At 60.1% G+C, this 25873-nt stretch carries 23 protein-coding genes; 7 read left to right on the top strand and 16 right to left on the bottom strand.

Annotated elements, in window-relative coordinates; genetic code table 11:
• Nucleotides 1-41 precede the first annotated feature (41 nt).
• Complete coding sequence (locus RR51_RS05570; protein ID WP_039612967.1) at nt 42-611, bottom strand: TetR/AcrR family transcriptional regulator; 570 nt, start codon at nt 609-611, stop codon at nt 42-44.
• 309 nt (nt 612-920) lie between these two features.
• Between RR51_RS05570 and RR51_RS05565 the strand changes: the two genes are divergently transcribed.
• Nucleotides 921-1166 carry a DUF2790 domain-containing protein gene (locus tag RR51_RS05565; RefSeq protein WP_003256777.1) on the top strand — a complete coding sequence of 82 codons (246 nt, stop codon included), beginning with the start codon at nt 921-923 and terminating at the stop codon, nt 1164-1166.
• Between the two features lie 28 nt (nt 1167-1194).
• Nucleotides 1195-2211 carry an alpha/beta hydrolase gene (locus RR51_RS05560; RefSeq protein WP_039612855.1) on the top strand — a complete coding sequence of 339 codons (1017 nt, stop codon included), beginning with the start codon at nt 1195-1197 and terminating at the stop codon, nt 2209-2211.
• 160 nt (nt 2212-2371) lie between these two features.
• Here RR51_RS05560 and RR51_RS05555 read toward each other — a convergent pair whose 3' ends face one another.
• A complete protein-coding gene (locus RR51_RS05555; protein WP_039612854.1) occupies nt 2372-2806 on the bottom strand; it encodes a rhodanese-like domain-containing protein in 435 nt (144 codons plus the stop codon).
• Nucleotides 2807-2901: 95 nt separating this feature from the next.
• Between RR51_RS05555 and ftrA the strand changes: the two genes are divergently transcribed.
• Nucleotides 2902-3861 carry a transcriptional regulator FtrA gene (ftrA, locus tag RR51_RS05550; protein ID WP_039612853.1) on the top strand — a complete coding sequence of 320 codons (960 nt, stop codon included), beginning with the start codon at nt 2902-2904 and terminating at the stop codon, nt 3859-3861.
• A 125-nt stretch (nt 3862-3986) separates the two neighbouring features.
• Here the strand turns inward: ftrA and RR51_RS05545 are convergent, their stop codons facing one another.
• The 7 genes from RR51_RS05545 to RR51_RS05515 all read right to left on the bottom strand — a co-directional run bounded on the left by RR51_RS05545 (nt 3987) and on the right by RR51_RS05515 (nt 11895).
• Entirely contained in the window at nt 3987-4703 is a 717-nt protein-coding gene (locus tag RR51_RS05545; protein ID WP_039612852.1) for an SDR family NAD(P)-dependent oxidoreductase, read from the bottom strand.
• Nucleotides 4704-5001: 298 nt separating this feature from the next.
• On the bottom strand, nt 5002-6699 hold the full coding sequence (leuA, locus tag RR51_RS05540; RefSeq protein ID WP_039612851.1) for a 2-isopropylmalate synthase: 1698 nt from the start codon (nt 6697-6699) through the stop codon (nt 5002-5004).
• A gap of 241 nt (nt 6700-6940) precedes the next feature.
• Entirely contained in the window at nt 6941-7450 is a 510-nt protein-coding gene (locus RR51_RS05535) for a GNAT family N-acetyltransferase (protein WP_023660559.1), read from the bottom strand.
• A 91-nt stretch (nt 7451-7541) separates the two neighbouring features.
• Entirely contained in the window at nt 7542-9980 is a 2439-nt protein-coding gene (locus tag RR51_RS05530; protein WP_039612850.1) for a TonB-dependent siderophore receptor, read from the bottom strand.
• A 77-nt stretch (nt 9981-10057) separates the two neighbouring features.
• Nucleotides 10058-10894, bottom strand: coding sequence for a FecR family protein (locus RR51_RS05525; RefSeq protein ID WP_039612849.1), 837 nt, complete (start codon nt 10892-10894; stop codon nt 10058-10060).
• Nucleotides 10891-11415, bottom strand: coding sequence for an RNA polymerase sigma factor (locus tag RR51_RS05520; protein WP_039612848.1), 525 nt, complete (start codon nt 11413-11415; stop codon nt 10891-10893). Before RR51_RS05520 ends, RR51_RS05525 begins: the two co-directional genes overlap by 4 nt.
• Nucleotides 11416-11508: 93 nt before the next feature.
• Nucleotides 11509-11895 (bottom strand): MerR family transcriptional regulator, encoded by a 387-nt coding sequence (locus RR51_RS05515; RefSeq protein WP_023660557.1) that lies wholly within the window; start codon nt 11893-11895, stop codon nt 11509-11511.
• A gap of 73 nt (nt 11896-11968) precedes the next feature.
• Between RR51_RS05515 and RR51_RS05510 the strand changes: the two genes are divergently transcribed.
• The 3 genes from RR51_RS05510 to RR51_RS05500 all read left to right on the top strand — a co-directional run bounded on the left by RR51_RS05510 (nt 11969) and on the right by RR51_RS05500 (nt 15665).
• Nucleotides 11969-13069, top strand: a complete 1101-nt coding sequence (locus RR51_RS05510; protein WP_039612847.1) for an SDR family oxidoreductase — start codon at nt 11969-11971, stop codon at nt 13067-13069.
• Between the two features lie 160 nt (nt 13070-13229).
• The gene (locus RR51_RS05505) at nt 13230-14741 is read left to right on the top strand and encodes a sensor domain-containing diguanylate cyclase (RefSeq protein ID WP_082044652.1); all 1512 of its coding nucleotides are present in this window, start codon (nt 13230-13232) and stop codon (nt 14739-14741) included.
• 24 nt (nt 14742-14765) lie between these two features.
• Nucleotides 14766-15665, top strand: a complete 900-nt coding sequence (locus tag RR51_RS05500; RefSeq protein WP_039612845.1) for a DMT family transporter — start codon at nt 14766-14768, stop codon at nt 15663-15665.
• 48 nt (nt 15666-15713) lie between these two features.
• Here the strand turns inward: RR51_RS05500 and RR51_RS05495 are convergent, their stop codons facing one another.
• The 4 genes from RR51_RS05495 to RR51_RS05480 all read right to left on the bottom strand — a co-directional run bounded on the left by RR51_RS05495 (nt 15714) and on the right by RR51_RS05480 (nt 20920).
• On the bottom strand, nt 15714-16967 hold the full coding sequence (locus RR51_RS05495) for an OprD family porin (RefSeq protein ID WP_039612844.1): 1254 nt from the start codon (nt 16965-16967) through the stop codon (nt 15714-15716).
• Nucleotides 16968-17025: 58 nt separating this feature from the next.
• Nucleotides 17026-18330: a CitMHS family transporter gene (locus RR51_RS05490; protein ID WP_039612843.1), complete on the bottom strand. Its 1305-nt coding sequence runs from the start codon at nt 18328-18330 to the stop codon at nt 17026-17028.
• Between the two features lie 123 nt (nt 18331-18453).
• The gene (gene dctA, locus RR51_RS05485; RefSeq protein ID WP_003256769.1) at nt 18454-19767 is read right to left on the bottom strand and encodes a C4-dicarboxylate transporter DctA; all 1314 of its coding nucleotides are present in this window, start codon (nt 19765-19767) and stop codon (nt 18454-18456) included.
• A gap of 73 nt (nt 19768-19840) precedes the next feature.
• Nucleotides 19841-20920 (bottom strand): 4-oxalomesaconate tautomerase, encoded by a 1080-nt coding sequence (locus tag RR51_RS05480; protein WP_015270082.1) that lies wholly within the window; start codon nt 20918-20920, stop codon nt 19841-19843.
• A gap of 147 nt (nt 20921-21067) precedes the next feature.
• Here RR51_RS05480 and RR51_RS05475 point away from each other — a divergent pair, with 147 nt between their 5' ends.
• A complete protein-coding gene (locus RR51_RS05475) occupies nt 21068-21961 on the top strand; it encodes a LysR family transcriptional regulator (protein ID WP_013972231.1) in 894 nt (297 codons plus the stop codon).
• A 60-nt stretch (nt 21962-22021) separates the two neighbouring features.
• On the opposite strand, the gene tcuB is transcribed toward RR51_RS05475, so the two are convergent.
• The 3 genes from tcuB to RR51_RS05460 all read right to left on the bottom strand — a co-directional run bounded on the left by tcuB (nt 22022) and on the right by RR51_RS05460 (nt 25707).
• A complete protein-coding gene (gene tcuB / locus RR51_RS05470; RefSeq protein WP_023660553.1) occupies nt 22022-23203 on the bottom strand; it encodes a tricarballylate utilization 4Fe-4S protein TcuB in 1182 nt (393 codons plus the stop codon).
• The gene (tcuA, locus tag RR51_RS05465; RefSeq protein WP_039612842.1) at nt 23184-24638 is read right to left on the bottom strand and encodes an FAD-dependent tricarballylate dehydrogenase TcuA; all 1455 of its coding nucleotides are present in this window, start codon (nt 24636-24638) and stop codon (nt 23184-23186) included. The genes tcuB and tcuA overlap by 20 nt, the downstream gene beginning before the upstream one ends.
• Nucleotides 24639-24786: 148 nt before the next feature.
• A complete protein-coding gene (locus tag RR51_RS05460) occupies nt 24787-25707 on the bottom strand; it encodes a LysR family transcriptional regulator (protein WP_013972228.1) in 921 nt (306 codons plus the stop codon).
• Nucleotides 25708-25873: the final 166 nt, after the last annotated feature.

Here is a 25873-nt window from a genome sequence, read left to right as displayed (position 1 = left end):
TTGGATAGATAAGTGTGAGTAGCGTCTCTGACGCTCAAGCTTTAGGATACAAGCTCTTTCAGCAACATCTGCGCAACTTCCTTTGCATTATCAGCAGCGTGATAATCACCCATAACACGAGCCGTGGTGATTGCGCCTTCCATCAAAATAAATAACTGCCTGGCTAAGACCAACGGTTGCTCGGTGTTCAATTGTTCAGTCAGTTCAAGCGTATAGTCCAAGAGCTTTTGCTTGTGCAGTTTTGCGATCTGGCGGATGGGGTCATCGGGATCCCCTACCTCGCCTGCCGTGTTAATGAACGCACAGCCGCGGAAACCATCCGTCTCGAACCAGCCCTTCAAAACAGTAAACATGCTCAGTATTCGATCGTACGGTGTAGCCGCTTTGTCGCATTCGGTCCTGAACCATTGCATCCAGCGTACGTCGCGAGCGCTCAAGGCCGCAGCTGCGACATCATCTTTGGTAGCGAAATGGTTGTAGATACCCTTCCTTGACACGCCAGAGGTCTTCACCAGTAGGTCCATGCCCGTGGCATGAATCCCGTTTTCGTAGATGAGTTTCTCGGCGGTGGCCAGGATTTGGGCTCTGTGATCTATCGTTGGTCTGCTCATGGATTCAATGTAGAACGATCGTTCTCTCCGGTCAAGCACCATCAGGTGAATTCTTCGATTAAAGGCGCGCGCCCCAGTGGTACCTGGAATGAGCGCGACCAGGCGGACAGCGAGAGCTCTCTGATGGCGCTACCAGGACAAAGCACGGCGCCCATCATTGGCTGTCGGAGCCTGCGGTTATCCGACGCTGATGCACTGACTCAATCGTGACCATAGCGGAAATATACTTTGCGCACTAACTATTATCGCGCAAAGTTAACCCCAAGTACGAAGCAACCGCTCACACCTACGAGACACCGGAGAACGATCATGACCATTACCAAAGCATTCGCCATCGTCACCCTTACGCTCGGCGCCAATGTTGGTGCTTTTGCGCAGACCGCAACTCCGTATCACTACGGAATGGATCTGGATATCGACAAAATCGTCTCTGTGGAGGCCACACCCAGCAACGGCGGCCCAAACAGCATTGCAACTCTGACCTACCGTGACAGCCACGGCGAGGAGCAGAAGGTGAGCTACATCCGTCCGGACTTTGCAGCCAACCAGAACTGAACACCTGCCCACACCTAGGAGCACAATCATGAAACTGCCCCGTACCCTCACCGCCGGCCTGCTGGCTCTGGCTGTCAACAGTGCCTTCGCCGCTGGTAGCCCGGGCGTGGAACACACCACCCAAGGCTTCCTTCAGGCTCTGGCTGCAGGCGGCGGCAAGCCGCTTGAGACCTTGTCGCCGAAAGACGCCCGGTCAGTGCTGACAGGCGCCCAGGCAAGCGTGAAGGTCGACTTGTCCGGTATTCAGGTCGAGCGCCGTACCATCCAGGCCGATGGCCAGCCGCTGGAAATCCGGGTAGTGCGGCCGGAGGGCGCTAAGGGTGACCTGCCGGTGTTCATGTTCTTCCATGGTGGTGGATGGGTGTTGGGCGATTATCCGACCCACGAGCGACTGATCCACGATCTGGTAGTGGGCTCTCGTGCGGCAGCGGTCTACGTCGATTACACGCCATCGCCCGAGGCCAAGTTCCCCACAGCGATCAATCAGGCTTACGCCGCCACCCGCTGGGTCGCCGAGCATGGCAAGGAGATTGGTGTCGACGGCAGCCGCCTCGCTGTGGCTGGCAACAGCGTCGGCGGCAACATGGCTGCCGTAGTAGCCATCAAAGCGAAGGAAGCCGGAACTCCGAAGCTGCGCTTCCAGGCACTGCTGTGGCCCGTGACTGATGCCAACTTCAACAACAGTTCCTACAACCAATTCGCCGAAGGGCACTTCCTGACACGCAACATGATGCAGTGGTTCTGGGACAACTACACCACTGATTCGAAGCAGCGCGACGACATTCACGCATCGCCGCTACGTGCCAGCCTGGATCAGCTGAAAGGTTTACCGCCGGCACTGGTACAAACTGCTGAAATGGACGTGCTGCGTGATGAAGGTGAAGCCTATGCCCGCAAGTTGAATGCCGCCGGTGTTCCGGTAACCGCCGTGCGCTACAACGGGATGATTCACGACTTCGGCCTACTAAATGTCCTCGGCGAAATCCCTGGCACCCGAAGTGCGATGGACCAGGCTGCACAGGCGATCAGGCTACACCTCCAGTAACAGCGGCAATCAGGACCGGGGCGTTGTCTCCCTGGTCCTGCTCGGATAAGACCCTCATGGTGGATGGAAATCTTGGCGATGCGGCTGCATTCGGGCCGCCTTTTCTCGATCAGGCTGGGTACGTCCTCGGGTGATGCCGCTCGAACTGTACCCTCTCGACTCAGCATGCACAGGAAACGCCGTTACCCTGTGCAGCGACGTCCGCACCAACCAACGAAAACCCCTCGTCAAGCCAGCCGGTAACCCCGCCAATCATTTCTTTCACCGGAAAACCCAGCTCAGCCAAACGAACCGCCGCCCGATGTACGCCATTGCAATGCGGCCCCGCGCAATAAACAACGAAAAGCGTCTGGCGCGCAAAGTCAGCCATGCGGTCTGCGCTGATGGTGCGGCCAGGAATATTGATCGCGCCCGGCACATGGCCCTGCGCAAACGCCTCGCTGCTCCTTACATCTACCAGCACATAGTCGACATCACCCGACCGCTGGCTACGTTCAACATCCGAACAATCCGTCTCGAACGCCAGATGGCGGCTGAAATGAAGCAGGGCATCGGATGGGCTTGCGGCAGGATATTCGCTGACCAGGCTTGGCATGGATTTCACTCCTCGGTTGAAAGTGCGCCCATTGTAGGAAGCCCGCCTGTATCGCTACAGTGGCGCACTCGACAGTCACCGGTAGTTTTCCGCCAATGCTCACGAACCCTGGTTTGGTCGCCGTGCTGGCCTATGACGGGCTGTGCACCTTCGAGTTCGGCATTGCCGTGGAGATCTTCGGGCTGCCACGCCCGGAGTTCGAATTCGCCTGGTACACGCATCGCATCGTCGCCGTCGATCCCGCACCAATGCACGCGGCAGGTGGCATGCAGGTCATTGCCGAGTTCGGCTTGGAGTCGCTCGTTGATGCCCATACCATTATCATTCCGGGCTGGCGTAGCCGCGATGAGCGCCCGCCGCAGGTGCTGCTGGACGCCTTGCGCGCCGCGTATCAACGCGGGGCGCGGCTGCTTTCCATCTGTTCGGGGGTGTTCGTGCTCGCGGCTGCGGGCCTTCTGGACGGCAAGCGTGCCACCACCCATTGGCGCTATACGGACGAACTCGCGGCACGCTATCCACTCATTGAAGTTGACCCTGGCGTGCTTTACGTAGACTGCGGCCAGCTGATTACCTCGGCAGGCAGCGCTGCCGGTATAGATGCCTGCCTGCACCTGGTGAGTCGAGACTTTGGTACCCAGGTTGCCAACACCGTTGCCCGCCGCCTGGTTATGGCACCCCAGCGTTCCGGAGGGCAAACACAGTTCTTCCCCGCACCCGTTGCCCAGAAGCCTCGCGATGATCTTGCCGCGGTGCTGGAGTGGGCGACCTTGCATGTGGGCAGGCCGCTTACGGTCAAGCAGCTGGCAGCGAAGGCACTGATGAGCGAACGTACCTTCCTGCGACGCTTCATCGAAGCGACAGGCATCACGCCGAAAACCTGGCTGCTTCAGGTGCGCATGAACGTGGCGCGTGAGTTGCTGGAAAGCAGCCCATTGAGCAATGAGCAAATCGCCGAACGCTGCGGGTTCGCCTCGGCGGAAAGTTTCCGGGCAGCATTTCGCAAGACCGTGGGGTTGGCGCCCATGAGGTATCGTGCGCAGTTTGGCAACCACTGACCGTTCAGCGGTACCTTCGATACATCGTTTTTGCCAAGGAAGCAGAAACACGTGCATGTCGATTCTGTCGCGCCCTGGTACGCGTCAGCTGCTATCCGGACTCAGGGCGACTGACCGTTGTGGCGTCAGAAGCGCTCATCCCCGATCGCGGGCAAGATCAACTCCCGTACGAATGAAGCCCCTGACAGGCGCAACAACGCATCGACCATGGTGACCACATCATGTACCGGTACCCAACGCCGCTCACCTCGCGCAGCAGCCTGCACCAATGGCGTGGACAGGGCGTCATCGGTATTCAGGTAACCCAGCTGAAGCACGGTCACCGCCAGGTTGTCATCCCTGAAGCCTTCGCGTAGCGCATCAGCCATGCCGTTGAGGGCGAACTTGGAGGCACCGAACGCTACCTCCGGGCGCCCGCTCTGGCGAAGAGCCGAAGTCGAACCGGTGAGGATCAACTGCGGCCGGGGAGCACCGAGCAATCTGGGTATCAGGCGTTTGAGAAGAAGCAGCGTGGCGGTGACGTTCACCTCGACCAGCCGGGTGATCGATTCATCGCTGTCTTCGGAGAATGCATAGTGCTCGCTGAAGGCATGCTCTTCCCAGATGCCGACGTTGTATATCAGTACGTCCAGATCGACAGGTGTTCGGTCCGCGATCCGTGCTACAGCCGCCACTGGCTCGGAAAGGTCGGCATCGATCCAGTACAGGTCGATGCCCGGCGCAAGGGCCAGATCTTTCGGCTGTTTGCGTGATACGCCAATCAGCGTGTCCCCGGGCTTGCCAAGGCCTTCGAGCAAAGCCCGCCCCAGCCCTCTGCTGGCGCCTATGATCATCGTCTTCACATGCTGTTCCTCTTTCCCTGATCTGCTCCAGGCCTCACTGGATCGGTCATCGCCTTCGACAGGCCCAAGGCGATGAAGCCGATAAACTGGAAAACCAGCTGTGAAGTCGGAGTGTCCATTTCTGGTGCTTGCGAGTTCGTTTGCGCAAGCAGCGAGTGTGCCGCCACGCCACTCTAAAACCTTGAGTCAACTCGAGGTCAATAGCGGTTCAGGGTTACAACGCTGGCATTTCACCTTTTCCGCCGTGGCCGCAGCAGCATTGGTCACCACACCGCCGAGCAGCGCCAGCCAGTATCCCTCAAGCCGTGGCGACCGTGCTTTTCACTGTATCGAGCAGCCCCAGGCGCGTGGCCCGGCAGACAGCACTCACCACAGCCTTGAGTGATGCCTGGAGTGTGCTGCCGTCCCTGCCCACGCCAAACAGCAACTGGTTCTTGACACGTATTTCGATATAGGCAATGGCTTCGGCCTCAGCACCATCACGCACGGCGTGCTCGTGGTAATCGGCAATATCGAAGACCAGCCCCTGCTGGGCGAACGCATGGACCAGTGCGGCCACTGGGCCATTACCCTTGCCAACGAACGCCAGGCGTTCACCCTCGACCAGCAGTTGAGCGTCAAGGTAAGTGCAGGCTTCGTCAGTGGTGACCATGGGGTGCAGCAAGGCGTAGGGATTACCCTGCTCCAGGTAGTTTCTGGTGAAGCACGACAAGATCATTTCGCTGGTGATCTCCCTCCCTTCACTATCGGCGACCTGCTGCACCAGGCCGCTGAACTCCATCTGTAACCGGCGCGGCAGGACGATACCCTGCTGCTCCAGGAGATAGGCCACACCACCCTTGCCCGACTGGCTGTTGACCCGGATGACTGCCTCATAGCTGCGCCCCATGTCGGCCGGGTCGATCGGCAGGTACGGCACCTCCCAGAAACCGTCGGGGTTTTTCCGCCGTTGGGCGAAGCCCTTCTTGATTGCGTCCTGGTGAGAGCCGGAAAATGCCGTGAACACCAGCTCTCCCGCATAGGGATGGCGAGGATGGGTCGGCAACTGGTTGCAGAACTCGACCTCACGCTGGACATGGATGATGTCAGAGAAATCCAGCTCCGGGCTGATGCCACTGGTGTAGAGGTTCATGGCCAAGGTCAGGATATCGACATTACCGGTGCGCTCACCATTGCCGAACAAGGTGCCCTCGACCCGCTCGGCGCCCGCCAGGCAGGCCTGCTCGGCGGTAGACACACCTGTGCCACGGTCATTGTGCGGGTGGATACTGATGATCACGCTGTCGCGCTTGCGTACGTGGCGGCAGAACCATTCGATCTGGTCGGCGAACACGTTGGCGGTCGAAACTTCCACGGTGGTAGGCAGGTTCAGGATCATCTTGTTGGTGGGAGACGGTTCGAATACGTCGATCACCGCTTCGCAAATTTCCAGGCCAAAATCGAGCTCGGTGAAGCAGAAGGTTTCTGGTGAATACTGGTAAGTCCACTGCGTCTGCGGATTGGCCTGCATCAGCGCCTTGATCTCCCGGGTAGCCTGCGTGGCGATGCCGATGCAACCTGCGCGATCCACGCCGAACACCACATCACGAAATACGGGAGCCGTTGCGTTGTACACATGAACGATGGCCCGTGGCGCCCCCTTGAGCGCTTCGAAGGTACGCTCGATCAAGTGTGTACGGGCCTGTGTCATGACCTGGATAGTCACATCTTCGGGGATCCGACCGCTCTCGATCAATTCACGCACATAGTCGAAATCGGTTTGCGATGCTGCCGGGAAGCCAACCTCGATCTGCTTGAAACCGACCTTCACCAAAAGGTCGAAGAATCGACGCTTGCGTTCGGCGTTCATCGGCTCGATCAGTGCCTGGTTACCGTCCCGCATGTCGACGCTGCACCAGGTGGGAGCGACCTTCTGGACCTGATTGGGCCACTGGCGGTCTGGCAGGTCGACTGTGGCGAAGTGGCGATATTTGATTGATGGATCCTTGAGCATCATGGCGGCTTTCTCCTGGGCCTGTGTAACACCTTGTACTTGCCCGTGATGGACAAGCCAAAATATTGGATCCAATTTACACAGAACCTGGCTTACCTCGATTGCGTTATTGAGCACCAATTCGGCAACTGGCGAACATTTATTGCTATAAATAATGAAAAAATGGAATTTTATATCGATAAATTAAAATAGTCAGCCACATCCAAAATCTGGCAAAGACAAATGCGGCTCCAGGACAAAGGGCTTATTGGCTTGCCTCCACCACCTGCTCCTGCTTGAAAATACGGAACCCTCGCGCCTGATAATTTAGAAGCGCGGCAGGATGGTCGAAGGTGCAGGTATGTACCCACACCCGCTCTGTACCGCTCCACTCCCACGCTGCTCGAACAGCGTGACTCAGAAGCGCTCCGCCGAAGCCACACCCCAGGAATTGAGGTGCCAGCCCGAAGTAGCGTATCTCTGCGTTACTGCCATCGGGGCGATAGAGCTCGTAATAGCCGGCTATCGCACCACGGTAATAGGCAACCCAGGTACGGTGGCAATCCTGTTCGACGAGTGCCTGCCAGTCAGAAATCCCCCAGGTGTCAAGATCGCCCCACTCCCAAGGTGTGCCTACCAGCTTGTACAGAAACCGATTGAATTCCGCCTGAGGCACTTCACATTCAATGATCTGGAGTTCGTGAGGCTGTGGTTTTTCCTTCAGCTCGGATGCCGAGACCATTTCCAGATAATAAGTGGTGCAAGACCGTTCCATCGTAGACTCCCTACCCTACAGGCCAGCTATTGGTGTGAAACATGACAATGACCACCGGGGCCGACATCGAGCCCGGTGGTTTTTCACTACCTTACCAATTGTGCGTGTAACTGGCAGTCAATACCGTGCCGGGGGCCGGCAAGTGGCTGGTGTTGTTGTTATTGCGCAGCAACTGGCTGTAGAGCGGGTAGTAGTCGCGGTTGAACAGGTTCTGGATGCCGACGCTCACCTTGTCGTCTGCGGAGATCTGGTACTGGCTGACCAGGTCGACTGTCGTATAACTGCTAACCTGATGTCGACCAAAGCTGTCCACCCCATCGAGCCTGTAGTCCTTGGCATCGAAGAACGTGGCTTGCAAGCGGTTGCTCCAATCCAGGGTCGGCTTGTATTGCACGTAGGCGGTCAGCTTCAGCGGCGGAACGCGATAGCCGGTCATGTCTTGCCAGTCTTTACCGTCCGGTTTTTCTCGTCCGCGCATCCAGGTTGCACTCCCCCCTGCGCCCCACACAGCATCGTCCGACAGCCAATCGGCACTGGCTTCAGCACCGTAGATACGCTCCTTGGTGCGGGTCAGAATCAGGCCATTGTTGAAACTTTGCACATCCCCCAGTTTGGAGGTGGTGTAGAACAGCGCCAGGGTGCCGAGGGTGTTGCTGCCCAGGTCTCCTCGCCAGCCAAGCTCATAGTTGTTGGTCTTGACCGGCTCCAGGTTCGATGCGCCGATATCGAAGCCACGGCGCGCATTGCGCAGCTGGATGCCCACGTCGGGCAACTGGAAGCCCTGGCTGAAGGAGGCGTAGATTTCCTGGCCGAGTACCGGCGAGTAGACGATGCCCAGGTTCGACAGCACCGCATCGTAATGAATGTCGCCACCCTTCACCGCCACCGGGGAGGCAGACGTGGATTCGGACAACGGAACGAAGTCATCGAATTCGGCGGTGGAGTATTCGTAGCGCAGGCCGCCGTCGACCGACCAATGCTCATCGAAGCGATGCTGCAACTGGGCGAAGGCACCGGCGCTTCGCGTCCTCAGCGGGGGCATGTAGGTGAGCTTGCCAGTCTTGTCGAAAACCAGGCCGCCACTGGCGTCATAAGCCGCCGGGTCGAAGACATCGAGCGGCATGTCGCTGCGCTCCTGGTTATAGTCACCACCCCACACCAGTTCGGTACTGCCGCTGTCGCCAATCGGCGTGCGCAGGGTCAGGCGGCTTCCGAAGACTTCGCTGTTTTGCATGATCTGGTCAACATTGCCGCCGCGGGTAGCAACGGCACGGGCATCGAACGGGGTGAAGCGTGTGAAGTAGTCCCGGTAGTACATCTGGGCAGAAAGCCGGCTCCCGAGGATGTCGAGATTTTCATACTCCAGGTTCACCAGCGTGTTGCGAATGCGGTTCTGCTCGTCAAGATCCAGGCCCTTGATCGCATTGGCCGGCACAGAGCCTGCAGGGAGTTTCGCGACGCTTGGGTCGGTAGCGTAATCGGTGTCCTGGCGGGCATCGTAGTGGCTGACTGCAAGCTGCACTCGCTGGTTCTCGTCAATGTGCAGCCCCAGCTTGCCGCCAATGTTGTAGATGTTCGAATCGAACAGGTCGCCTTGGCTTGGCTCCGGGGCGATCCGGTCACCGTGCGCATCATACGAGGCACCGATATGGCGGGTTCCGAAGTCGAACGAGTAGTCCACCGCACCCTGAGAGCCCGCGAAATATTGCTGGAACTGCCCCCCCAGGCCATCGCTGCCAAGGCGGGTCAGCGGCGAGGTCGCGCTCAGGCTGGTTTCGGCGCGGTTTTCACCACCCGCGGGCCGTGTGGTAATGGAGATGATGCCCCCCGTGGCGCCGCTGCCGTAGATGGCGCTGCTGCCACGAATGACTTCGACCCGTTCGATCAGTGCCGGGTCGATGTTGGCCAGGTTGCGCGAGGAGTCGCGGTTGGTATTGAGCGGCACCCCGTCGACCATGACCAGCATGCTGCGCCCGCGCAGGGTCTGGCCATACTCGGTGACGGTGCGGCTGGAGTCGGACATGCCGGGAACCGCCTTGGCCAGTACCGTAGCCAGGCTCTCTGACCCCTGGCGCAGCTCCTGCAGTTGTTCATGCTCGAGAATGGTGGATTGCCGCGTCGCGGAAACCAGGCTGCTGCTGGTGCGCGAGGCGGTGATTTCCGTCTGGGCCATTTCCACGGGTCCGCTCTGGATTCCAGCACTTGATGCAGGGGCACCCTGCGCGACGATGACGAACGTGCGCTCATCCTTGGCCTGTACTTGCAAGCCACTGTCCTTTAGCAGTGTTTGAAGTGCTTCCTCGGGTGTGAACCGCCCCTTCACCGCAGGCGCGTTTCGGCCTGCACCAAGGTCGCTGGCGAAGATGATCTGTACCGAAGACTGCTGTGCGAGCGCGTTGATGGCATCGCCCAGCGGTGCGGCGGGGAGATCCACGTTCACCTTTTCCCGGCCCTGGGCCGACATTGCGATGAGCAGGCTACTGGCAAGCAATGACAGGCGTAGCTGGCGACTGCGGAGGGGAAAATGCACTTCTCGAGTTCCTTTTTGTGGTTGGGCTTTTTCAGTAGCCGCCATGGGGATCGAGAAACCCTACCTGCGCCTGAGAATTATTTTCTTGTCGGTTTGCGTTGAATCCGGACGCTGCCGTCCCCTACCTGCAGCACGGCGACAGGCAGGATGCTGGGCAGCAGATCCAGTAGCAGGTCGACATTGCGCGCTTCGAACACCCCCGTCACCTTGAGTGCGGCCAGGCTTGGGTCGCTCAGCTCGATGGGGGCCTTGCGATAGTGGCGCAACAACGACACCGCTTCATCCAGCGGCGTCTGCTCGAATACGATGCGATCATCTTTCCATGCCATCGCCTTGGCGGCGTCAGCCTTTGCAACCGGCATCAGTTGCCCGCCAATCGAGTCGACCTGTTGCCCTGGCCTCAGGGTGACAGGCGCCTGTGCTGCAGCAGCAGCGGTGACGTCCACGCGCCCACGGGCCAGGGTCACACGCACCGCGTCGTTATCCAGCCGGCGGACATTGAACAGCGTACCGAGCACCTCGACTTTCGCCATGCCAGCGGACACTACGAAGGGGCGGTACACGGCCGAGGACACATCGAAAAGCGCCTGCCCTGCGCGCAGGTCGACTTCGCGGCTGAGCAGACGCCAACTGATATCGACATGCGTGCCACTGTCGAGCAGCAGCTTGCTTCCATCGCTCAGCAGCACAGCGCGCCGCTCACCAATGGCGGTAGCGAAACGCTCGCTCTTGTAGGCTGGGTTCAGCCACGCCAGGGCCGCAAAGGCGATCGCAACCGCTAACGTGATACCGGCCGACTTCACCGCTTTGGAGGGCGCTGGCCTGGACGGCGGCATGGGGAACAGCTGCTTGAGCTCTTCACGATGTCGCCCCAGTGCCTCGTCCAATAGCGCCTGTTCGGGCTGCTTGGTCATGGATGCACCTCATCGCGCCCAAGCCGTTGCCTGCACGCCGCCAACCCCAGGCGCAGATGCTTTTCCACAGTCTTGAGGGAAATACCGAGGCGCGCAGCGACTTCTGCCTGGGGGATTTCGTGAATCTTGTGCATGACGAAAACAGCCTGGCAGCGTGGTGGGAGGTCTGCGATAGCGTCGACGAGCAGTTGAAACTCGCGCGCGCTGTCATACCTGGTCACCGGGGTGGCTGCCGGGCAGGCCACCTCTGGCAGCTCGGAAATTGCCTCTAGCCAGGCGCCTCGGCGGCGATCGCTACGATAGCGGCTCACGGCGGTGTCGTGGGAGATTTTTCGTAGCAGGGCCAGTGGGGTTCTGACGTCTTCTTTCTCACCGCGCTCAAGCAACTGCACACACACGTCATGCACTACATCGCGCGCCATGCTTCTGTCGCCGAAGCGTCGGCGAATGTGGTCCACCAGCTCGTCATAGTGACGGACCAATGTAGACAGCAGCGACGGTTTGGCGGGATCGAACGACACGATGCATCCTGGATAAGAGGTAGGCCTCGAAAACAAGACACAAGTGTAAATGAGAAATAATTGCGAATAAACAAGCTACAGCATCGAGCCATGCTAAACCGAGAGAGGGCGAGGAATGGTCAGACCGTTGGCAATGGCACTGGCTTCCAGCTTTGCACGCTCCGCATCCAGAAAGACATAGGCGGCTTGCAGCGTGTTGATCTTCGCTTGAATTTCAGCCATCTTGCCGGCTACCAACATCGCGCCTTGGGCGCAATCGATCGTGTTACCGCGCTTGGCCGCAAGGATGTCGCCAATCTCGGCGAGCGAAAAACCGCCGCTCTGGGCACTTTGAATAAAGGCCAGGTCAACAACGGTCTGGTCGCTGTAGCTGCGGTAATTGTTGGCTTGGCGATGGGCCACGATAAGCCCGAGTTGCTCGTAATAACGCAATGTATGGCGGCCCACCCCACTCCGGCGCTCCAACTCTCCGACATTCACGATAAAAATTCCTTGACTGTAGAGTAGGCTCTACACCTTAGCCTGCGCCGATCATCCAGACAAGGATTCAGATATGAGCGTGGAATGCTTCGTCACTGGCGGCAGTGGGTTTGTGGGTCAACATCTGCTGGCCCATCTTACCGCGACAGGGCACAAGACCTGGGTGCTCATGCGCAACCCTGCAAACATCGAACGCCTCAAAGAGCAGGTAGGCCAACTGGGAGGTAATCCCGCGTATTTAAGCGCAGTTGAAGGAGACATCAGCAGGGATGGGCTTGGACTCAGCGAAGCAGACAGGCAATGCGTAACTTCGGCCGCCGTGGTCTTTCACCTCGCGGCGCAGTTTACCTGGGGCCTTACAATGGAACAGGCCCGCGCAGTCAACGTACAAGGGGCGCTGAGGGTCGCCAGGCTTGCGGCGAGCCAGCGTATCCGCTTGCTGATGGCTGGCGGTTATATGCTGCAGAACGTTACCCATCTTGCAAGTATCGGGGTTGATAACGCGCACCCTGAAAACACCAATTGGCCTGCAGTATACGGCCGTGTCGGGGGCTACGAAGGCAGCAAGCTGGAGTCCCATTTCGCAGTCATCCGTTACATGCAGGAGGTAGGCGCAGATTACTCGATCGTTCATCCTGCTACCGTATGTGGTCACAGCGAGAGTGGGCATATCCCTGAAGGTCAACCTCTGGTGGACCTCATCAGAAACCTGGCACTGGGCCGGTTCAAGGCTGTCCCCGGTTCCGCCAGGCACTGGTTGCCGCTGGTCAGCGTTGATTACCTGGTAAAGATGATGACCTGCGTGGCGTTCGACCCATCAATGGTCAACCGGCAGGTCCTGGCGCTGTATGAGCACACGCCGAACCTGCAGGGTATGCTTGAGCAAATGGCACAAACGCTGGATATAGAGCCCCCCCGCCGCCATGTACCCATAGGGTTGCTGAAGTGGCTGTTGGCGATTCCAGGACTGACCACCCGATTATCGATCAGCGCGGAGTCACTGAACTTCATCCAGACGCAGCGGTTCGACATGAGTGACAGCCAGCAACTGGAACGAAAGTATCAGTTGGCCCATCCCGACATGACGCGAACTTTGGAAAAGACGGTGCGCTACGTTGAGGGTTACTTGCCCAATCGTCATGTTCATACTTCTGCATACCCTGCCGGAAGATAACAAACGGGTTCTGATAGAACGCGTAATTCTGTCGAACATTCCAGCAACTTCGGTGTTATATTGTTGCACATGAACCGGATGGTTACTTCCTGACCGTCTGGTTAGTTAAAGCGTGTCGACGCTCAACTTGGTCTTTAGGGAAAAAGGCGTGTGAATTGACGTGAAGCGTGACATCCACCTCGTTGTGCTACTGCTATCGGTCATCGGTTGTTCTCTCGCCTCGCTAACGCTGTGGAAGGTCATGGCTTCTCGCGAGCGTGCCCTGGAAGACGTCAATGTCCATGGCCTTAACCTGACCCAGGCATTGTCCACCTATTCGGAAGGTATTGTCCGTCAGAGCTCAATGCTGCTGCTCGGGCTGGTCGAGCGCCTGGAAACCGAGGGCTCCGGACCTGCGCAGATCGAGCGGCTGGATCAACTGGTCAAGCGCCAGCAACCATTGATGCCGCCAATGAGCGGCATCATGATCTACGCCAGGGACGGACGCTGGCTGATGTCGTCCAACCAGCCGACCCCCGTCGGTGCCAACAGCAGCGACCGCGCCTTTTTCATACACCATCGTGACGACCCGTCCCGCGACCCTTTCATCGGCCTGCCAATCCGTAGCCGCGTCAACCAGGAATGGGTGATCACCATCAGCCGACGGTTCAACGATGACCATGGCGAATTCGCCGGCGTTGTCGCCATGACGCTTGGCGTGGAGAACTTCCTGCAGCTATTCGGCAAACTCGATGTCGGCCATGAGGGTGCCATCGGGCTGGCCTATACCGACGGTTCCATGCTGGTGCGCTACCCGTTTCGGGAACAGGACATGGGTCGCAACTTTTCGAAGTCGCCCATATTTACCAAGTATCTCGTTGACCAGTCAGCAGGCACTGCATCGTTCACCTCCAGCCTGGACGGCGTGGAGCGCCTCTATGCGTTTCGCAAGAGCGACAAGCTACCTTTGGTGACAACGGTCGCGCTGGGCAAGCAGGAGGCACTCTCGGCCTGGCGGCTCGAGGCGCTGCTGTCAACGCTGGTGGTCGCTGTGCTGCTGGCACTGACCGGGGCCATTGGCTGGCTGTTGATTCGCGCCATGAGCCGGCGAAATGCGGTCGAAAGCGAGCTTCGACTGACCCAGCAACGGCTACTCGACAGCAACCAGCAGCTCGAGAGCCTGGCGATGCACGATGCGCTCACGGGGCTTGCCAACCGGCGCTGCTTTGACGAAGCGCTGACTCAGGAAATCCGCACGGCCCATCGCAATGGCACCACGCTGGCTTTGCTGATGATCGACATCGATCATTTCAAACCCTACAACGACACCTACGGGCATCCGGCGGGCGATGCCTGCCTGCAGCAGATAGCCTCCCTGCTCTCCTCCTGCATTCGCCGCCCTCGCGACCTGCTGGCACGCTACGGGGGTGAGGAAATGGCGGTAATCCTGCCCGATACCGACAACGATGGAGCGGCCGTCGTCGCCAGGCTGATGCTCGAGCGCCTGGCCTTGCAAGCCATCCCTCACAAAGGCAGCCCATTCGGACACATAACCGCCAGTATCGGCATCGCCTGCTCCGATGGTACGGCCCTGGACAGCGCGCCATCACTGATTGAGCGCGCCGACCGGGCGCTCTATATCGCCAAGCAGGCCGGCCGCAATCGCCTGCATGTCGACCGGGCGAAGACATAAAGCCAAATAACAAGGAATGTATAAATGCAATCTCATTTCAGCAAAGGCTTGCTCTTTGCACTCTGCGCCGCTGCACTGAATGCAACGATCGGTGTACTCAGCAAGGTATTGATGAACAGTGGATTCAGCTCCAGCAGCATCGCCCTGATAAAAACAGTCCTCGGCTGCCTGTTGCTGTCAGCACTGCTACTGTTCCTCAAGCGGCCACTGCATACAGCCAAATGGTTCCATGCCGCCGTTTGCGCCTTTCTCGGCATTTTTGTGCTGTTCCACTTTGAGACTTCGGCCTATAGCCATTACGCCGCGGCAGGCGTCGTGGTGATCCTGATGGCAAGCGCCTCCATTTCTTCGATATTACTGGGACGGATAGTCCTCAAGGATCCAATCACCGCCAATGCGACAGTAGGCGCCGGTTTGACCATAGCTGGTATTGCCGTGATTTTTGGAGCCGATCTGGAACAAGGCTTCACGCTGCAAGGCGCAATGCTCGCTGCGACTGGGGGCTGCGGCTACGGTGCATTTTCAGTTGCCATGAAGCGCATGGGCGTTTCCGGGGGGCTGCATTTCACTCGGCAACTCTTGTTTTTCGGCAGCCTCTACCTGCTGATGCCGGCTGCAACCGATGGGTTCATCATTGGTGAACTGTCGCTGGGAGCGGTCCTGGCATTGCTGGCGCTGGCTGCGTTGCCGACTATCCTCGGCTTCTTCTGTACCACCAAGGCCATCGAGTACCTGAAACCCTCGCAAGTCCAGGCGCTGGAGCTGACCGAGCCGCTGTTTGCCGCACTGCTGGCGTTCGTGGTGCTCAATGAAGTACCGCGGGACACGTTGTACCTGGGGGCCGGGCTGATTCTCTTCGGCCTGTGCTTCTCCAATGAGCTGATCCGACTGGGCAGGAAAGCGCCACAGCCGTCCAAAGCATGAAACGCGTGCGAGCAAGCACCTCGAGGCATGCATGCTCGCACGGCCGCATTACCAGATCGCAATATCGTAGGTCAGGTAGATCCGGTTGCTGTCGCGCCCTCGGGAAAAGTCAGAGCGGTAGACGTAGTTGCGAAGCTTCACACCCAGACCTTTCACAGGCCCGGATTGCACCACGTAGGCAAGCTCCACATCACGCTCCCACTCGCTGAGCCCGGCATCACCGGAACGACCGTTGTCCCCGCTCAGGTAACGCGCCATGAAGGTCAGCCCGGGCACACCGGCCGCTGCAAAGTTGTAGGCGTAGCTCGCCATCCAGGTTTTCTCTTCCTCCTCGATGAACTTGCCTATGCCAACGTTACTGAACGAGTAAACCGTCGCGCCGCTGATGTACGGCAGCCCTGCCTCGCCGTCGAGCACCTGGTAACCGGCACCGACAGTGTGCCCCGAGTGGGTATAGGACAGCTGCCCACTGAACATGTCATTGTCTATCTGACCACCATGAGCGGCCCCGCTGTCGCGGCTCTTGAAATAGCGCAAGTCGGTGGTCAATACACCGCCGGCCAATGGCAGGTCGTGGACCAGGCCTAGGTAGTCCTGACGATAGAAGTGTTCGAGCTGGCCGTGGAAATAGCTCAAGCGCAGCTGCTTGCTGACGGCATAGTCGGCACCGGCAAAGTTGAAATCGCCAGACTCGCCGCCACCATAACCATCCAGGAACAGACCGGTGCTGTCCGAGGAGTCCCGCTGCTTGAAGCGGTCCAGGTGGCCGGCGGTCAGGGTCAGGCCATCGACATCGGTACTGGTCAGCTGCGTACCCTGGTAAGTCTGAGGCAACAATCGTGCATCGTTGTACACCAGCACCGGAGTCTTGGGCAGCAAGGTGCCATGCTTGACGATGGTCTGCCCCAGTCGCGCCTTGGCGGTTACCCCGGCACTGGCGAACTCGTCCGCGGCACGGCCATCGTCATGCACCGGCAGCAAGCCGGTACCGCTGCGGCCGCGGCCCGAATCGAGACGGACGCCTACAAGCCCCAGGGCATCGAGCCCCAGGCCCAGCGGGCCTTGGGTGAACCCTGATTGGTAGTCGAGCAGAAAACCCTGCGCCCATTCCACCCGCTCGCTCTTTGCAGTTGCAGCAGCGCGGGCGCTCATGCCTTGTTCGTCGCGGAAGTTTTCGTTGAAGTAAACGTTGCGCAGCTGCAGCTTGAGCTTGCCGTCGTCGATGAATCCGGCAGCGCCGGCCACAGGCAGCCAGCCGCAGAGCAGGCCACAGGTGGCCCCACGGAAAACAGTTCGGGACATTTTCGATACTCTGTTGTTGTTCTTGGATGAGGTGGGCGCCAGCAGCGCCCGAGGCAGGTCAGACGAAGAAGGACAAGGCACCCGTGACCAAAGCCAGTGCGGTGATGACCAGTGATGTCAGCACCGCCCATTTCACGGTGGCCTTCTGGAAGTCGCCGATGTCGCGATCGACCATGCCCACCAGCAGCAAGGTCGAGGCCACCAGCGGGCTCATCAGGTGCACTGGCTGCCCCAGCACCGAGGCGCGGGCGATTTCAACCGGGTCGATGCCGTAGGCGGCCGCAGCGTTGGCAAGGATCGGCACCACGCCAAAGTAGTAAGCGTCGTTGGACAGTACGAAGGTCAGCGGCATGCTGGTCAGCGCCACCACCAGCGGGAACCAGTGGCTCCACGCCTCGGGAATCCAGTCGACCAGGGTCTGCGCCAGCGCATCGACCATCTTGGTGCCCGAGAAGATCCCCGCGAAGATGCCTGCGGCGAATACCAGCAGTACCACTGTCATGGCATTGCCAGAATGGGCGAGGATGCGCTCTTTCTGCAGATCCAGCTGCGGGTAGTTGATCATCAGCGCCGCGACGAAACCGATCATGAACAACAGTGCGGAATGCATCACGCCCATCACCAGCGCTGTCATGACGGCAATCACCAGCACCAGGTTCACATACGCCAGGCGTGGGCGCTTATGTGGGCTCTCGCCGAGGATTTCCTTGATGTAGCAGTTGCCGCCACCCGACTCCAGGGCGATGTTGCCGATGCGTCGGCGCTCGGCGCGGCCCAGCAGGAACGCGGTGAACACCACCCAGGCCGCACCGCCGATCACGGTGGGCAGCATCGGGATGAAATACTCGGTCGCATCCAGCCCGAGCGCGGCAATGGCCCGGGTGGCCGGCCCACCCCAAGGGCTCATGCCACTCATGATGCTCAGCGACAGCATGGATACCGTGGCCAGGATCATCGGGTTCATGCCGATGCGCTTGTACAGCGGCAGCATGGCCGCACAGGTAATCATGTAGGTGGTGGTGCCATCACCGTCGAGCGCCACCAGCAGCGAGAGCAGCGCGGTACCGATGGCGATCTTGACCGGGTCGCCATTGACGCGCTTGAGGATCTTGCGGATCAGCGGGTCGAACAGGCCGGCATCGATCATCAGGCCGAAGAACAGGATGGCGAACAACAACAGGGCCGCCGAGGGCGCCACCATTTTCAAGCCATCGAGCATCATCTTGCCCAGCTCGGGGGCGAAGCCTCCGATCACTGCAAAGACAATGGGTACCACGGTGAGCGCAACGATTGGCGACAGGCGTTTGCTCATGATCAGGTAGGTGAAGGTCACCACCATGATCAGGCCCAGGAGTGCGAGCATGGTCTTTTCTCTTGTTTTTATTCTATTGCGGCCATCGGCAAGGCAGACGGCCCCCTACCCCACTCGGCATCGCAGGGATGCTGAGTGGGATTCTAAGTCAACTATGGAAGGTGAAGAGGCTTTTCAGCCGTGATGCCGAGGCTCGGCAGACCAGTCGGCCTGCGCAATATCCGCCTCGTCCGGTGCAGCCGGAATGCCGTTCAGGCGGCGCAGCAAGGTTTCCCGTTCACAGGCATTCTCCGACAGCGAGATGACCACCGTGGCCACGGCATTGCTGGCCAGGCTGGTCAGGGCACGCGCCTCGGACATGAAGCGATCGATGCCGATCAGCAAGGCAAGCCCTGCCAACGGGATGTCGTGAATGACGGTCAAGGTCGAAGCCAGCGCAACGAAACCACTACCGGTCACACCCGCCGCGCCTTTTGACGACAACAGCATGATCGCCAGCATCGTCACCGTCTGGCCAAGGCTCAGGTCGATGTTGCAAGCTTGAGCGATGAAGACCGCCGCCAACGACAGGTAGATGGCAGTACCGTCGAGGTTGAAGGAGTAACCGGTCGGCAGTACCAGCCCGACCACGCCTTTCTTGCAGCCCAGTTTCTCCAGCTTTTCCAGCATGCGCGGCAGTACAGGCTCGGTGGACGAGGTGCCGAGCACCACCAGAAACTCCTCGCGGAAATAGCGCAGCAGCTTCCACAAGCTGAAGCCATGGGCACGGCAGATGCCGCCAAGCACCACCAGCACGAAAAACGCACAGGCGATGTAGAGCGTACCTACCAGCTTGGCCAGTGCACCCAGGGACGTCACGCCATACTGCCCGACGGTAAAGGCCAGGGCACCGAAGGCGCCGACCGGTGCGAAACGCATCAGGTAGCCAAAGATGCGAAACACCATGGTCGAGGCAGACTCCAGCACATCGAGTACCGGCTTGCCCTTTTCGCCCATCGAAGACAAGGCGAAGCCGCTGAGCACCGCGATGAACAGCACCGGCAACACTTCACCCTTGTTGAACGCCCCGATGAACGTATCGGGAATGATATGCATGAAGAAGTCGACCACGCTGAGCTTCGCCGCAGATGCGGCGTACTGGCCGAGCCCCGCAGTGCTTAGCGTGGCAGGGTCGATGTTCATGCCGACACCAGGGCGGAACAGGTATACCGCTGCCAGGCCGATCATCAGGCTGATGACAGTCAATACCAGGAACAGCAGCAAGGTCTTGCTCATCAAACGCCCGAGGGAGCGCTTGTCGGTCATCCCGGCGATACCGGTGACGATGGTGCAGAAGACCACCGGCGCGATCATCATCTTGATCAGCTTGATGAACGCATCACCCAGGGGCTTGAGCGCAACGGCCTGTTGCGCCCAGAAGTGACCGACCACCACGCCCAGCAGGACGGCGCAGAGGATCTGGAAGTACAGCGATTTGGCGAGTCTCATGAGGCATCACCCATTGTTGAAATTGTGCGGATGCGCTTGTTGCGAATGTACAGGTCTGGACTACCGCCTGGGCCTACCCCGCCAACCTGCGGAATGTAGGCGCGTAAACGAAGCCTGAGAACAACCGCCGGGCAGTTCGCACCACAGAGGCCTGAATCGTCTTGCCATCTGCACCACTGCGCGACAGCGCGACATCGATACCGCCGCTTGGATGTTCCAGACGCACTTCGGTCAACTGCACGGCGCCCTCGCCCAGCAGATCGCCGATCACCGTACCTGGGCTGACGCAGGCAGTCGCCAGCCCTATCGCTCCGGTGATGGCCAAGGCGCGGTGGCAGTTGTGCGGCATGAAGTAGCGAACCTGCAACGTGCCGTCATAACGGGGCTTGGACACCAGAACAGGCTTGGGGATGACCATGCCGCTGACATCACCCAGGCCCATGGCCTTGCCGGCCTTCAGGCGCAACGCCTCGAGGCGCTCGAGCAGTTCGCCGTTGGCGTCGAGTTCGGCCGGGGATTCCGAGCCGGTGACGCCCAGCTGGCTGGCCTCCACCACCATCATCGGCATGGCCATGTCGATGCAGGTGACCGCAACGCCGTCGATCACATCCTTGGCCTTGCCAGTCGGGAACAGTTTGCCGGTCTTGCTGCCGACCGCATCGAGGAAGGTCAGGTGTACCGGGGCGGCAGTGCCCGGTACGCCATCGATCGCCGTGCGGCCTTCATAGCGCACGATGCCGCCGGGGGTTTCCACCAGCGAATTGACGAAAGTGCCGGTGTTCAGGTTGCGAATACGCACCAGCGTCTTGCCGTCCTGGCCTTTGACAAGACCTTGCTCGATGGCGAACGGGCCAACGGCGCACAGCATGTTGCCGCAGTTGGGCGCGGTATCGACCCGGCGCTGGGCGACCATGACCTGCACGAACAGGTAATCGACGTCGGCGTCGGCATGCAGCGAGGGGCTGACAATCGCTACCTTGCTGGTCTGCGGGCTACCGCCACCGATGCCGTCGATTTCCAGTTCATGCCCGGAACCCATCAGGTTGATCAGCAATTCGTCGCGTTCGACCACATTGGCAGGAAGGTCCCATGCATGGAAAAAGGGGCCCTTGGAGGTGCCACCGCGCATGAGTACGCAAGGAATTCGTTGCATGATTTCGCACTCTTGTTGATCAATGGACATCATTGATGCTGTGGACAAAAGATTGACAGGGATGGATAAATCAATCCAATGCAAATATCGTAGTTATTGTTCCGATTTGAGCATCAATACCGAACCCAATGCCAAGAGCGATCCGAGATGGAATATGAGCTGCAAGACATACGATCTTTCGTGAAAATCGCCGAACTCGGCAGCTTCCACGAAGCCGCAGAAGCGCTGCACCTGTCCCAGCCCGCCTTGAGCCGACGGATCAAGAAGCTCGAGGAAGGCTTGGGCACTTCGTTGCTGGAACGCACTACTCGTCGGGTCAGCCTGACCAGCGTCGGGCGTGACTTCCTGCCCAAGGCCAGGCGCCTGCTGGATGACTTCGAAGACTCGATCCTGAGCATTCGCGAACTCGCAGAACGACAGACCGGCCAGGTAACCCTCGCCTGTATTCCGACCGCAGCGTTTTATTTCCTGCCATCGGTGATCCGCGACTACAACGAGCAATACCCCAAGATCCGCATTCGTCTGCTGGACCTCAGTGCCAACGACGGGCTCGAAGCCGTGCTGCGGGGTGAAGCCGATTTCGGCATCAACATGATGAGCGGCCAGCACCCGGACATCGAGTTCGTCTCCCTGGTACAGGAGCACTTCGTGCTGGCCTGCCGCAGGGACCACAAGTTGGCGAACCGTGAAGCCGTCACCTGGACAGAACTGGCCGACTACCGCCTGATCGGCGTAGGCCGGCTTAGCGGTAACCGGATGCTGCTGGACCATGCCCTGTCCGGGCTCAACCTGAGGCCCAAGTGGTTCTATGAGGTTCAGCACCTGTCGACCTCGCTGGGCATGGTCGAGGCCGGGCTGGGCGTGTCGGCCATGCCCAGCCTGGCCATGCCCAGCGCCGACCACCCGACGCTGGTCAGCGTGCCGCTGATCGAGCCCCAGGTAACCCGCACCCTGGGATTGGTCTACCGCAGAGGGGCGTCGCTGTCGCCGGCAGCGGAGAAGTTCGTGTCGATCCTGCTGGACAAGTGGCCCAACCGTTGAACGAAATGCCTTGCTTCCGGCTCGGCACGGCGCAGGGGAAATACGGGCTGAGTTCATGGTTCACTCCCCGCCCAGGCCCAGCTTGTTGGGCCGGCGCTTCTCGATTGCAAACTTGAGCAGTGCCGCGCTGCGGAACAGGCCATGGGCAAACTTGCCATAGGGCAGCGTGATGAACAGCGCCATCACCGTCCCCAGGTGAAGCGCCAGCACGATCGCCATCGCGGCGGTATCACGCAGGCCCAGCAAGGCGAGGCCTGTGGCGCTGACCAACAGCAGAAGCAGAATGAAGGCCCGGTCCATGGGGCGCTGGGCCACATCGCCCTGCTCCGGCGCCCTGCGCAGGTTCAGCGCCAGCAACCCGGCCGGCCCGACAATCAAGCCAATTCCGCCCAGGGTTCCGAGCAACACCGGTGCACTCAGCAGCGGGTACGGCGCCTGCTGGCCCAGCAGGTAGTGATAACCGGTGGCGACCACCGTGGCGGCAAAGCACAGCATGAAGCCGTAGAAGGTGAAGTGATGGAAGCGACGGCGCCAGAGCGTGTAGCGATCATCGGCATTGTTGCAACCTTGGCCGTGCCCACCGTCGAGGTATTTCAGGGTCAACACCGCGCTTGATGCCTCAAGCACTGCCCCTTTGGCCGGTTGCGCCAGCGCCTCGGCAGGCGAGACCGAGCGCCAGAAGCGACGTACCGCCACCGCCAGGGCCAGCGCTGCAGCGGCAAAGACGCTACCGAACATCAGTGCCAGGGTGTTGTGCGGGAAGACCGCATAAAAATTCCCAGCCAACCGCCCGGGCAGCAGCGTGCCGTTGACGAACAAGGTCAGCAGCAGGAACAGCGACAAGGCTACGGCCAATGCACTGGCGACATAGGTACCGTTGTGCCTGTACAGCCGCCCGAAGAGGGCCGGCCAGGCGTACTCGGCGTATGTCTGCCCGCGCACCTTGGCCATCGCCTGGGGCACGTTCACCGCGAATTCGTGGGGCTGCGCGTACTGGCAGGCATGCAGGCAGGCGCCGCAGTTGTGGCACAGGTTGGCCAGGTAATGGATATCGGCCTTGCCGAACTCCAGCCTGCGGGTCATCGCCGGGAAAACCGCGCAAAAGCCCTCGCAGTAACGGCAGGCATTGCAGATCCGCATTTGCCGGTCCACTTCCTGCTCCTCAACGTTCAACACCGGGATCAGTTCGAGGGCCGGCCCGGCGGTGTCAGGCTGGCGTGGCTCAGGCAGTTGCGCAGTCATGGCTGTTCTCTTTTTCTGGATGTTCGTAACCCGCCGCCGCAGCAGCGCTGGTCCCGGCAATACGGCCGAAGGCGGTGCCGATGGACATGCCGACGCCTGCGGTGTAGCCCTTGCCCAGCACATTGCCCGCCATCATTTCACCGGCAACGAACAGGTTCGGGCTGGGACGCCCGTCGAAATGGACGGCGGCGGTTTCATCGGTGCGCAGCCCCAGGTAGGTGAAAGTCACGCCAGGGCGCAGCGGGTAGCCGTAATAAGGCGGCGTATCGATCGGGCGCGCCCAGTGGCTTTTCGCCGGTTCCAGGCCTGCGGTGTGGCAGTCGTCCAGCCGGGTGTGGTCGAAAGTGCCCACCTGGCAGGCTCGGTTGTAGGCATGCACGGTTTCGAGGAAGGCCTGCACAGGCAAACCGAGCAGGCCGGCCAACGCCTCCAGGCTATCGGCAGTGGCGCCTGGAAAAACCGGTGGCATGAAGCGCCCGAGGGCTTTCTGGTCGATGATAGAGAACCCCACCTGCCCAGGCTGATGCGCCACCAGGCGCCCCCAGATGGCATAGCGCTTGGGCCAGAAATCCTCGCCTTCATCGTAGAAGCGCTGGCCATCGCGGTTGACCACCACGCCCAGCGACACACAATCGATGCGCGTGCAGATGCCGCCGTCGTACAACGGCGCACGAGCATCGATCGCCACCATGTGCGCCTGAGTCGGGTCGCCAATCGTGTCGGCGCCCTGTTCGATCATGCGGCGCAACAGCACCCCGTCATTGAAGCGCGTGCCTCGGATCAGGAAATTGTCCGAAGGCCACTCCCCTCGCTCGTTCTGCCCCCACGCCTCGCGCAACCACTCACGGTTGGACTCGAAACCGCCGGCGGCAAGCACACAGGTACGCGCCTCGATGCGCTCGGCAGGCAGGTGTCGCCCCTGAACCTCACGCGCCGGCACATGGGCCGCGACGAAGCGTCCGCCCTGCAGTTCGATGTCGGCTACTGGCGTGTCGTAGCGTATCTGTACGCCAAGGTTTTCGGCGCTGCGAAAGTAGGCATTGACCAGTGCCTTGCCGCCGCCCATGAAGAAGGCGTTGGTCCTTGCTGTGTGCAGCGCACCCGACAACGAGGGCTGAAAATGCACGCCATGGCGGCGCATCCACCCGCGACAACTGGAAGACGCGCGAATCACCAGCCGCGCAAGCTTTTCATCGGTCTGGCCACCGGTAACCTTCAGCAGGTCCTGCCAGAATTCTTCTTCCGGGTACGCCTCGACCAGCACATCCTGCGGTCCATCATGCATGCACCTCAAGTTGCGCGTGTGTTGTGAGTTGCCACCACGCCAGGCGCGGGGTGCGGCCTCGAGCAGCAGCACGCTGGCTCCGGCCTCTCGCGCCATCAGCGCGGCACAGAGGGCGGCATTGCCCCCTCCGATGACTAGCACATCGATCATTTCGCCTCCAGATCACGAAGAGCCGAATGTTCGGCTGCTCCTCGTGACCGGGGACTTTAATGAGCGCCCGCAGACCGCGAAACGCGATGGTCGGGGGGAGGCATTCAGTTTTTCTAAAGGGTCGGAACAAGCGCCCCCGGCGCCTGGGTCAAAGCAGCCGTGCGCCTGGCCATCGGCCCTGCTCCACCAGCTCCCGGGCAACGTCCTGCAGTACGATCCGCGTAGCCAGCGCCGCCGGTGAGAGCTCGTCATCAGTCAGGCTGACAATCACATTGCGACGCTGCGCCAGGGCTTCGTCGACAGCAAACACGCGCAGGCCCGCCTGATGCGCCCGAGCCACTGTCGCGCCAGGTTGGATGGTGGCGGCATGGCCCGCACACACGCAATCCATCAACAGCGACAAGCCATCGACTTCCATGACGATGCTGGCCTCCAGCCCTGCCCGCTCGAAAATCGAGCGCAACGTCGTGCGCAATCCATGCTGGTTGCTGGGCATCACCAACGGCAACGTCGCGATCTGTTGCAACGTGAGCGACTCGCCCCAGCCATCCTTGACCAGCGGTGCGGGAACCAGCACGAACAGCCGCTCCGTCAGCAGCCCCCGCACCTCCAGGCGCGGCCCCGTCTCTGCCTGGAACAGCACCGCCAGGTCAAGGTGCCTGGCATTGAGCTGGTTCATCAGGTAACCAGACAGCATCTCCACCAGGTGCAGACGGATATCGGGATAGCGCTCTCGCATCCTGTCGATCAAGGCAAGGCCAAGAATCGAAGCCGTGGTCGGAGCCAGCCCCACGCTGGCATAGCCGCTCATGCGGCCACTTTGAGCTGCCAGCACAGCATGTTCCGCCTGACGAAGCGCAAGACGCGCATGGTATTCGAAGGCCAGTCCGGCCGCGGTCGGCGCTACGCCGGTGCTCGAACGCGTCAAAAGCCGGGTACTCACCTCGCTCTCCAGCTTCGACAGTTGCTGGCTCAGTGCGGAGGCGCCGACCCCGAGCTCGACCGCCGCCCGGCCAAGACTGCCGTACTCCAGAACACTCAGGAAATAGCGAAGCTGACGTAACTCCATACAGATCTCTTCAACGATGGGGGCAGGCCTGGAGCATGTTAAACGTATTTGCACAGCGTGGGCGGTCAAGCCTTGCTCGACAGGACGCTACGGTGGAACGGACTGGCCCGCCCTCATGGACTGCATATAGCTGGATGATTGAGCAGGGCCTCTGTGGGAGCGGGCG

The sequence above is a fragment of the Pseudomonas sp. C5pp genome (assembly GCF_000814065.1).
Lineage (GTDB): Bacteria > Pseudomonadota > Gammaproteobacteria > Pseudomonadales > Pseudomonadaceae > Aquipseudomonas > Aquipseudomonas asiatica.
Note: the sequence above shows the minus strand (reverse complement) of the source record. Positions and strands in the feature narration are given on the sequence as shown.

Bases quoted from the DNA above. Each gene is read 5' to 3' on its own strand.
- ftrA (WP_039612853.1), top strand. From the start codon at position 2,902: ATGCTCACGAACCCTGGTTTGGTCGCCGTGCTGGCCTATGACGGGCTG.
- dctA (WP_003256769.1), bottom strand. From the start codon at position 19,767: ATGAGACTCGCCAAATCGCTGTACTTCCAGATCCTCTGCGCCGTCCTG.
- RR51_RS05555 (WP_039612854.1), bottom strand. From the start codon at position 2,806: ATGCCAAGCCTGGTCAGCGAATATCCTGCCGCAAGCCCATCCGATGCC.
- RR51_RS05500 (WP_039612845.1), top strand. From the start codon at position 14,766: ATGCAATCTCATTTCAGCAAAGGCTTGCTCTTTGCACTCTGCGCCGCT.
- RR51_RS05490 (WP_039612843.1), bottom strand. From the start codon at position 18,330: ATGCTCGCACTCCTGGGCCTGATCATGGTGGTGACCTTCACCTACCTG.
- RR51_RS05510 (WP_039612847.1), top strand. From the start codon at position 11,969: ATGAGCGTGGAATGCTTCGTCACTGGCGGCAGTGGGTTTGTGGGTCAA.
- RR51_RS05480 (WP_015270082.1), bottom strand. From the start codon at position 20,920: ATGCAACGAATTCCTTGCGTACTCATGCGCGGTGGCACCTCCAAGGGC.
- RR51_RS05475 (WP_013972231.1), top strand. From the start codon at position 21,068: ATGGAATATGAGCTGCAAGACATACGATCTTTCGTGAAAATCGCCGAA.
- RR51_RS05535 (WP_023660559.1), bottom strand. From the start codon at position 7,450: ATGGAACGGTCTTGCACCACTTATTATCTGGAAATGGTCTCGGCATCC.
- leuA (WP_039612851.1), bottom strand. From the start codon at position 6,699: ATGATGCTCAAGGATCCATCAATCAAATATCGCCACTTCGCCACAGTC.
- RR51_RS05525 (WP_039612849.1), bottom strand. From the start codon at position 10,894: ATGACCAAGCAGCCCGAACAGGCGCTATTGGACGAGGCACTGGGGCGA.
- tcuA (WP_039612842.1), bottom strand. From the start codon at position 24,638: ATGATCGATGTGCTAGTCATCGGAGGGGGCAATGCCGCCCTCTGTGCC.
- RR51_RS05570 (WP_039612967.1), bottom strand. From the start codon at position 611: ATGAGCAGACCAACGATAGATCACAGAGCCCAAATCCTGGCCACCGCC.
- RR51_RS05565 (WP_003256777.1), top strand. From the start codon at position 921: ATGACCATTACCAAAGCATTCGCCATCGTCACCCTTACGCTCGGCGCC.
- tcuB (WP_023660553.1), bottom strand. From the start codon at position 23,203: ATGACTGCGCAACTGCCTGAGCCACGCCAGCCTGACACCGCCGGGCCG.
- RR51_RS05560 (WP_039612855.1), top strand. From the start codon at position 1,195: ATGAAACTGCCCCGTACCCTCACCGCCGGCCTGCTGGCTCTGGCTGTC.
- RR51_RS05495 (WP_039612844.1), bottom strand. From the start codon at position 16,967: ATGTCCCGAACTGTTTTCCGTGGGGCCACCTGTGGCCTGCTCTGCGGC.
- RR51_RS05460 (WP_013972228.1), bottom strand. From the start codon at position 25,707: ATGGAGTTACGTCAGCTTCGCTATTTCCTGAGTGTTCTGGAGTACGGC.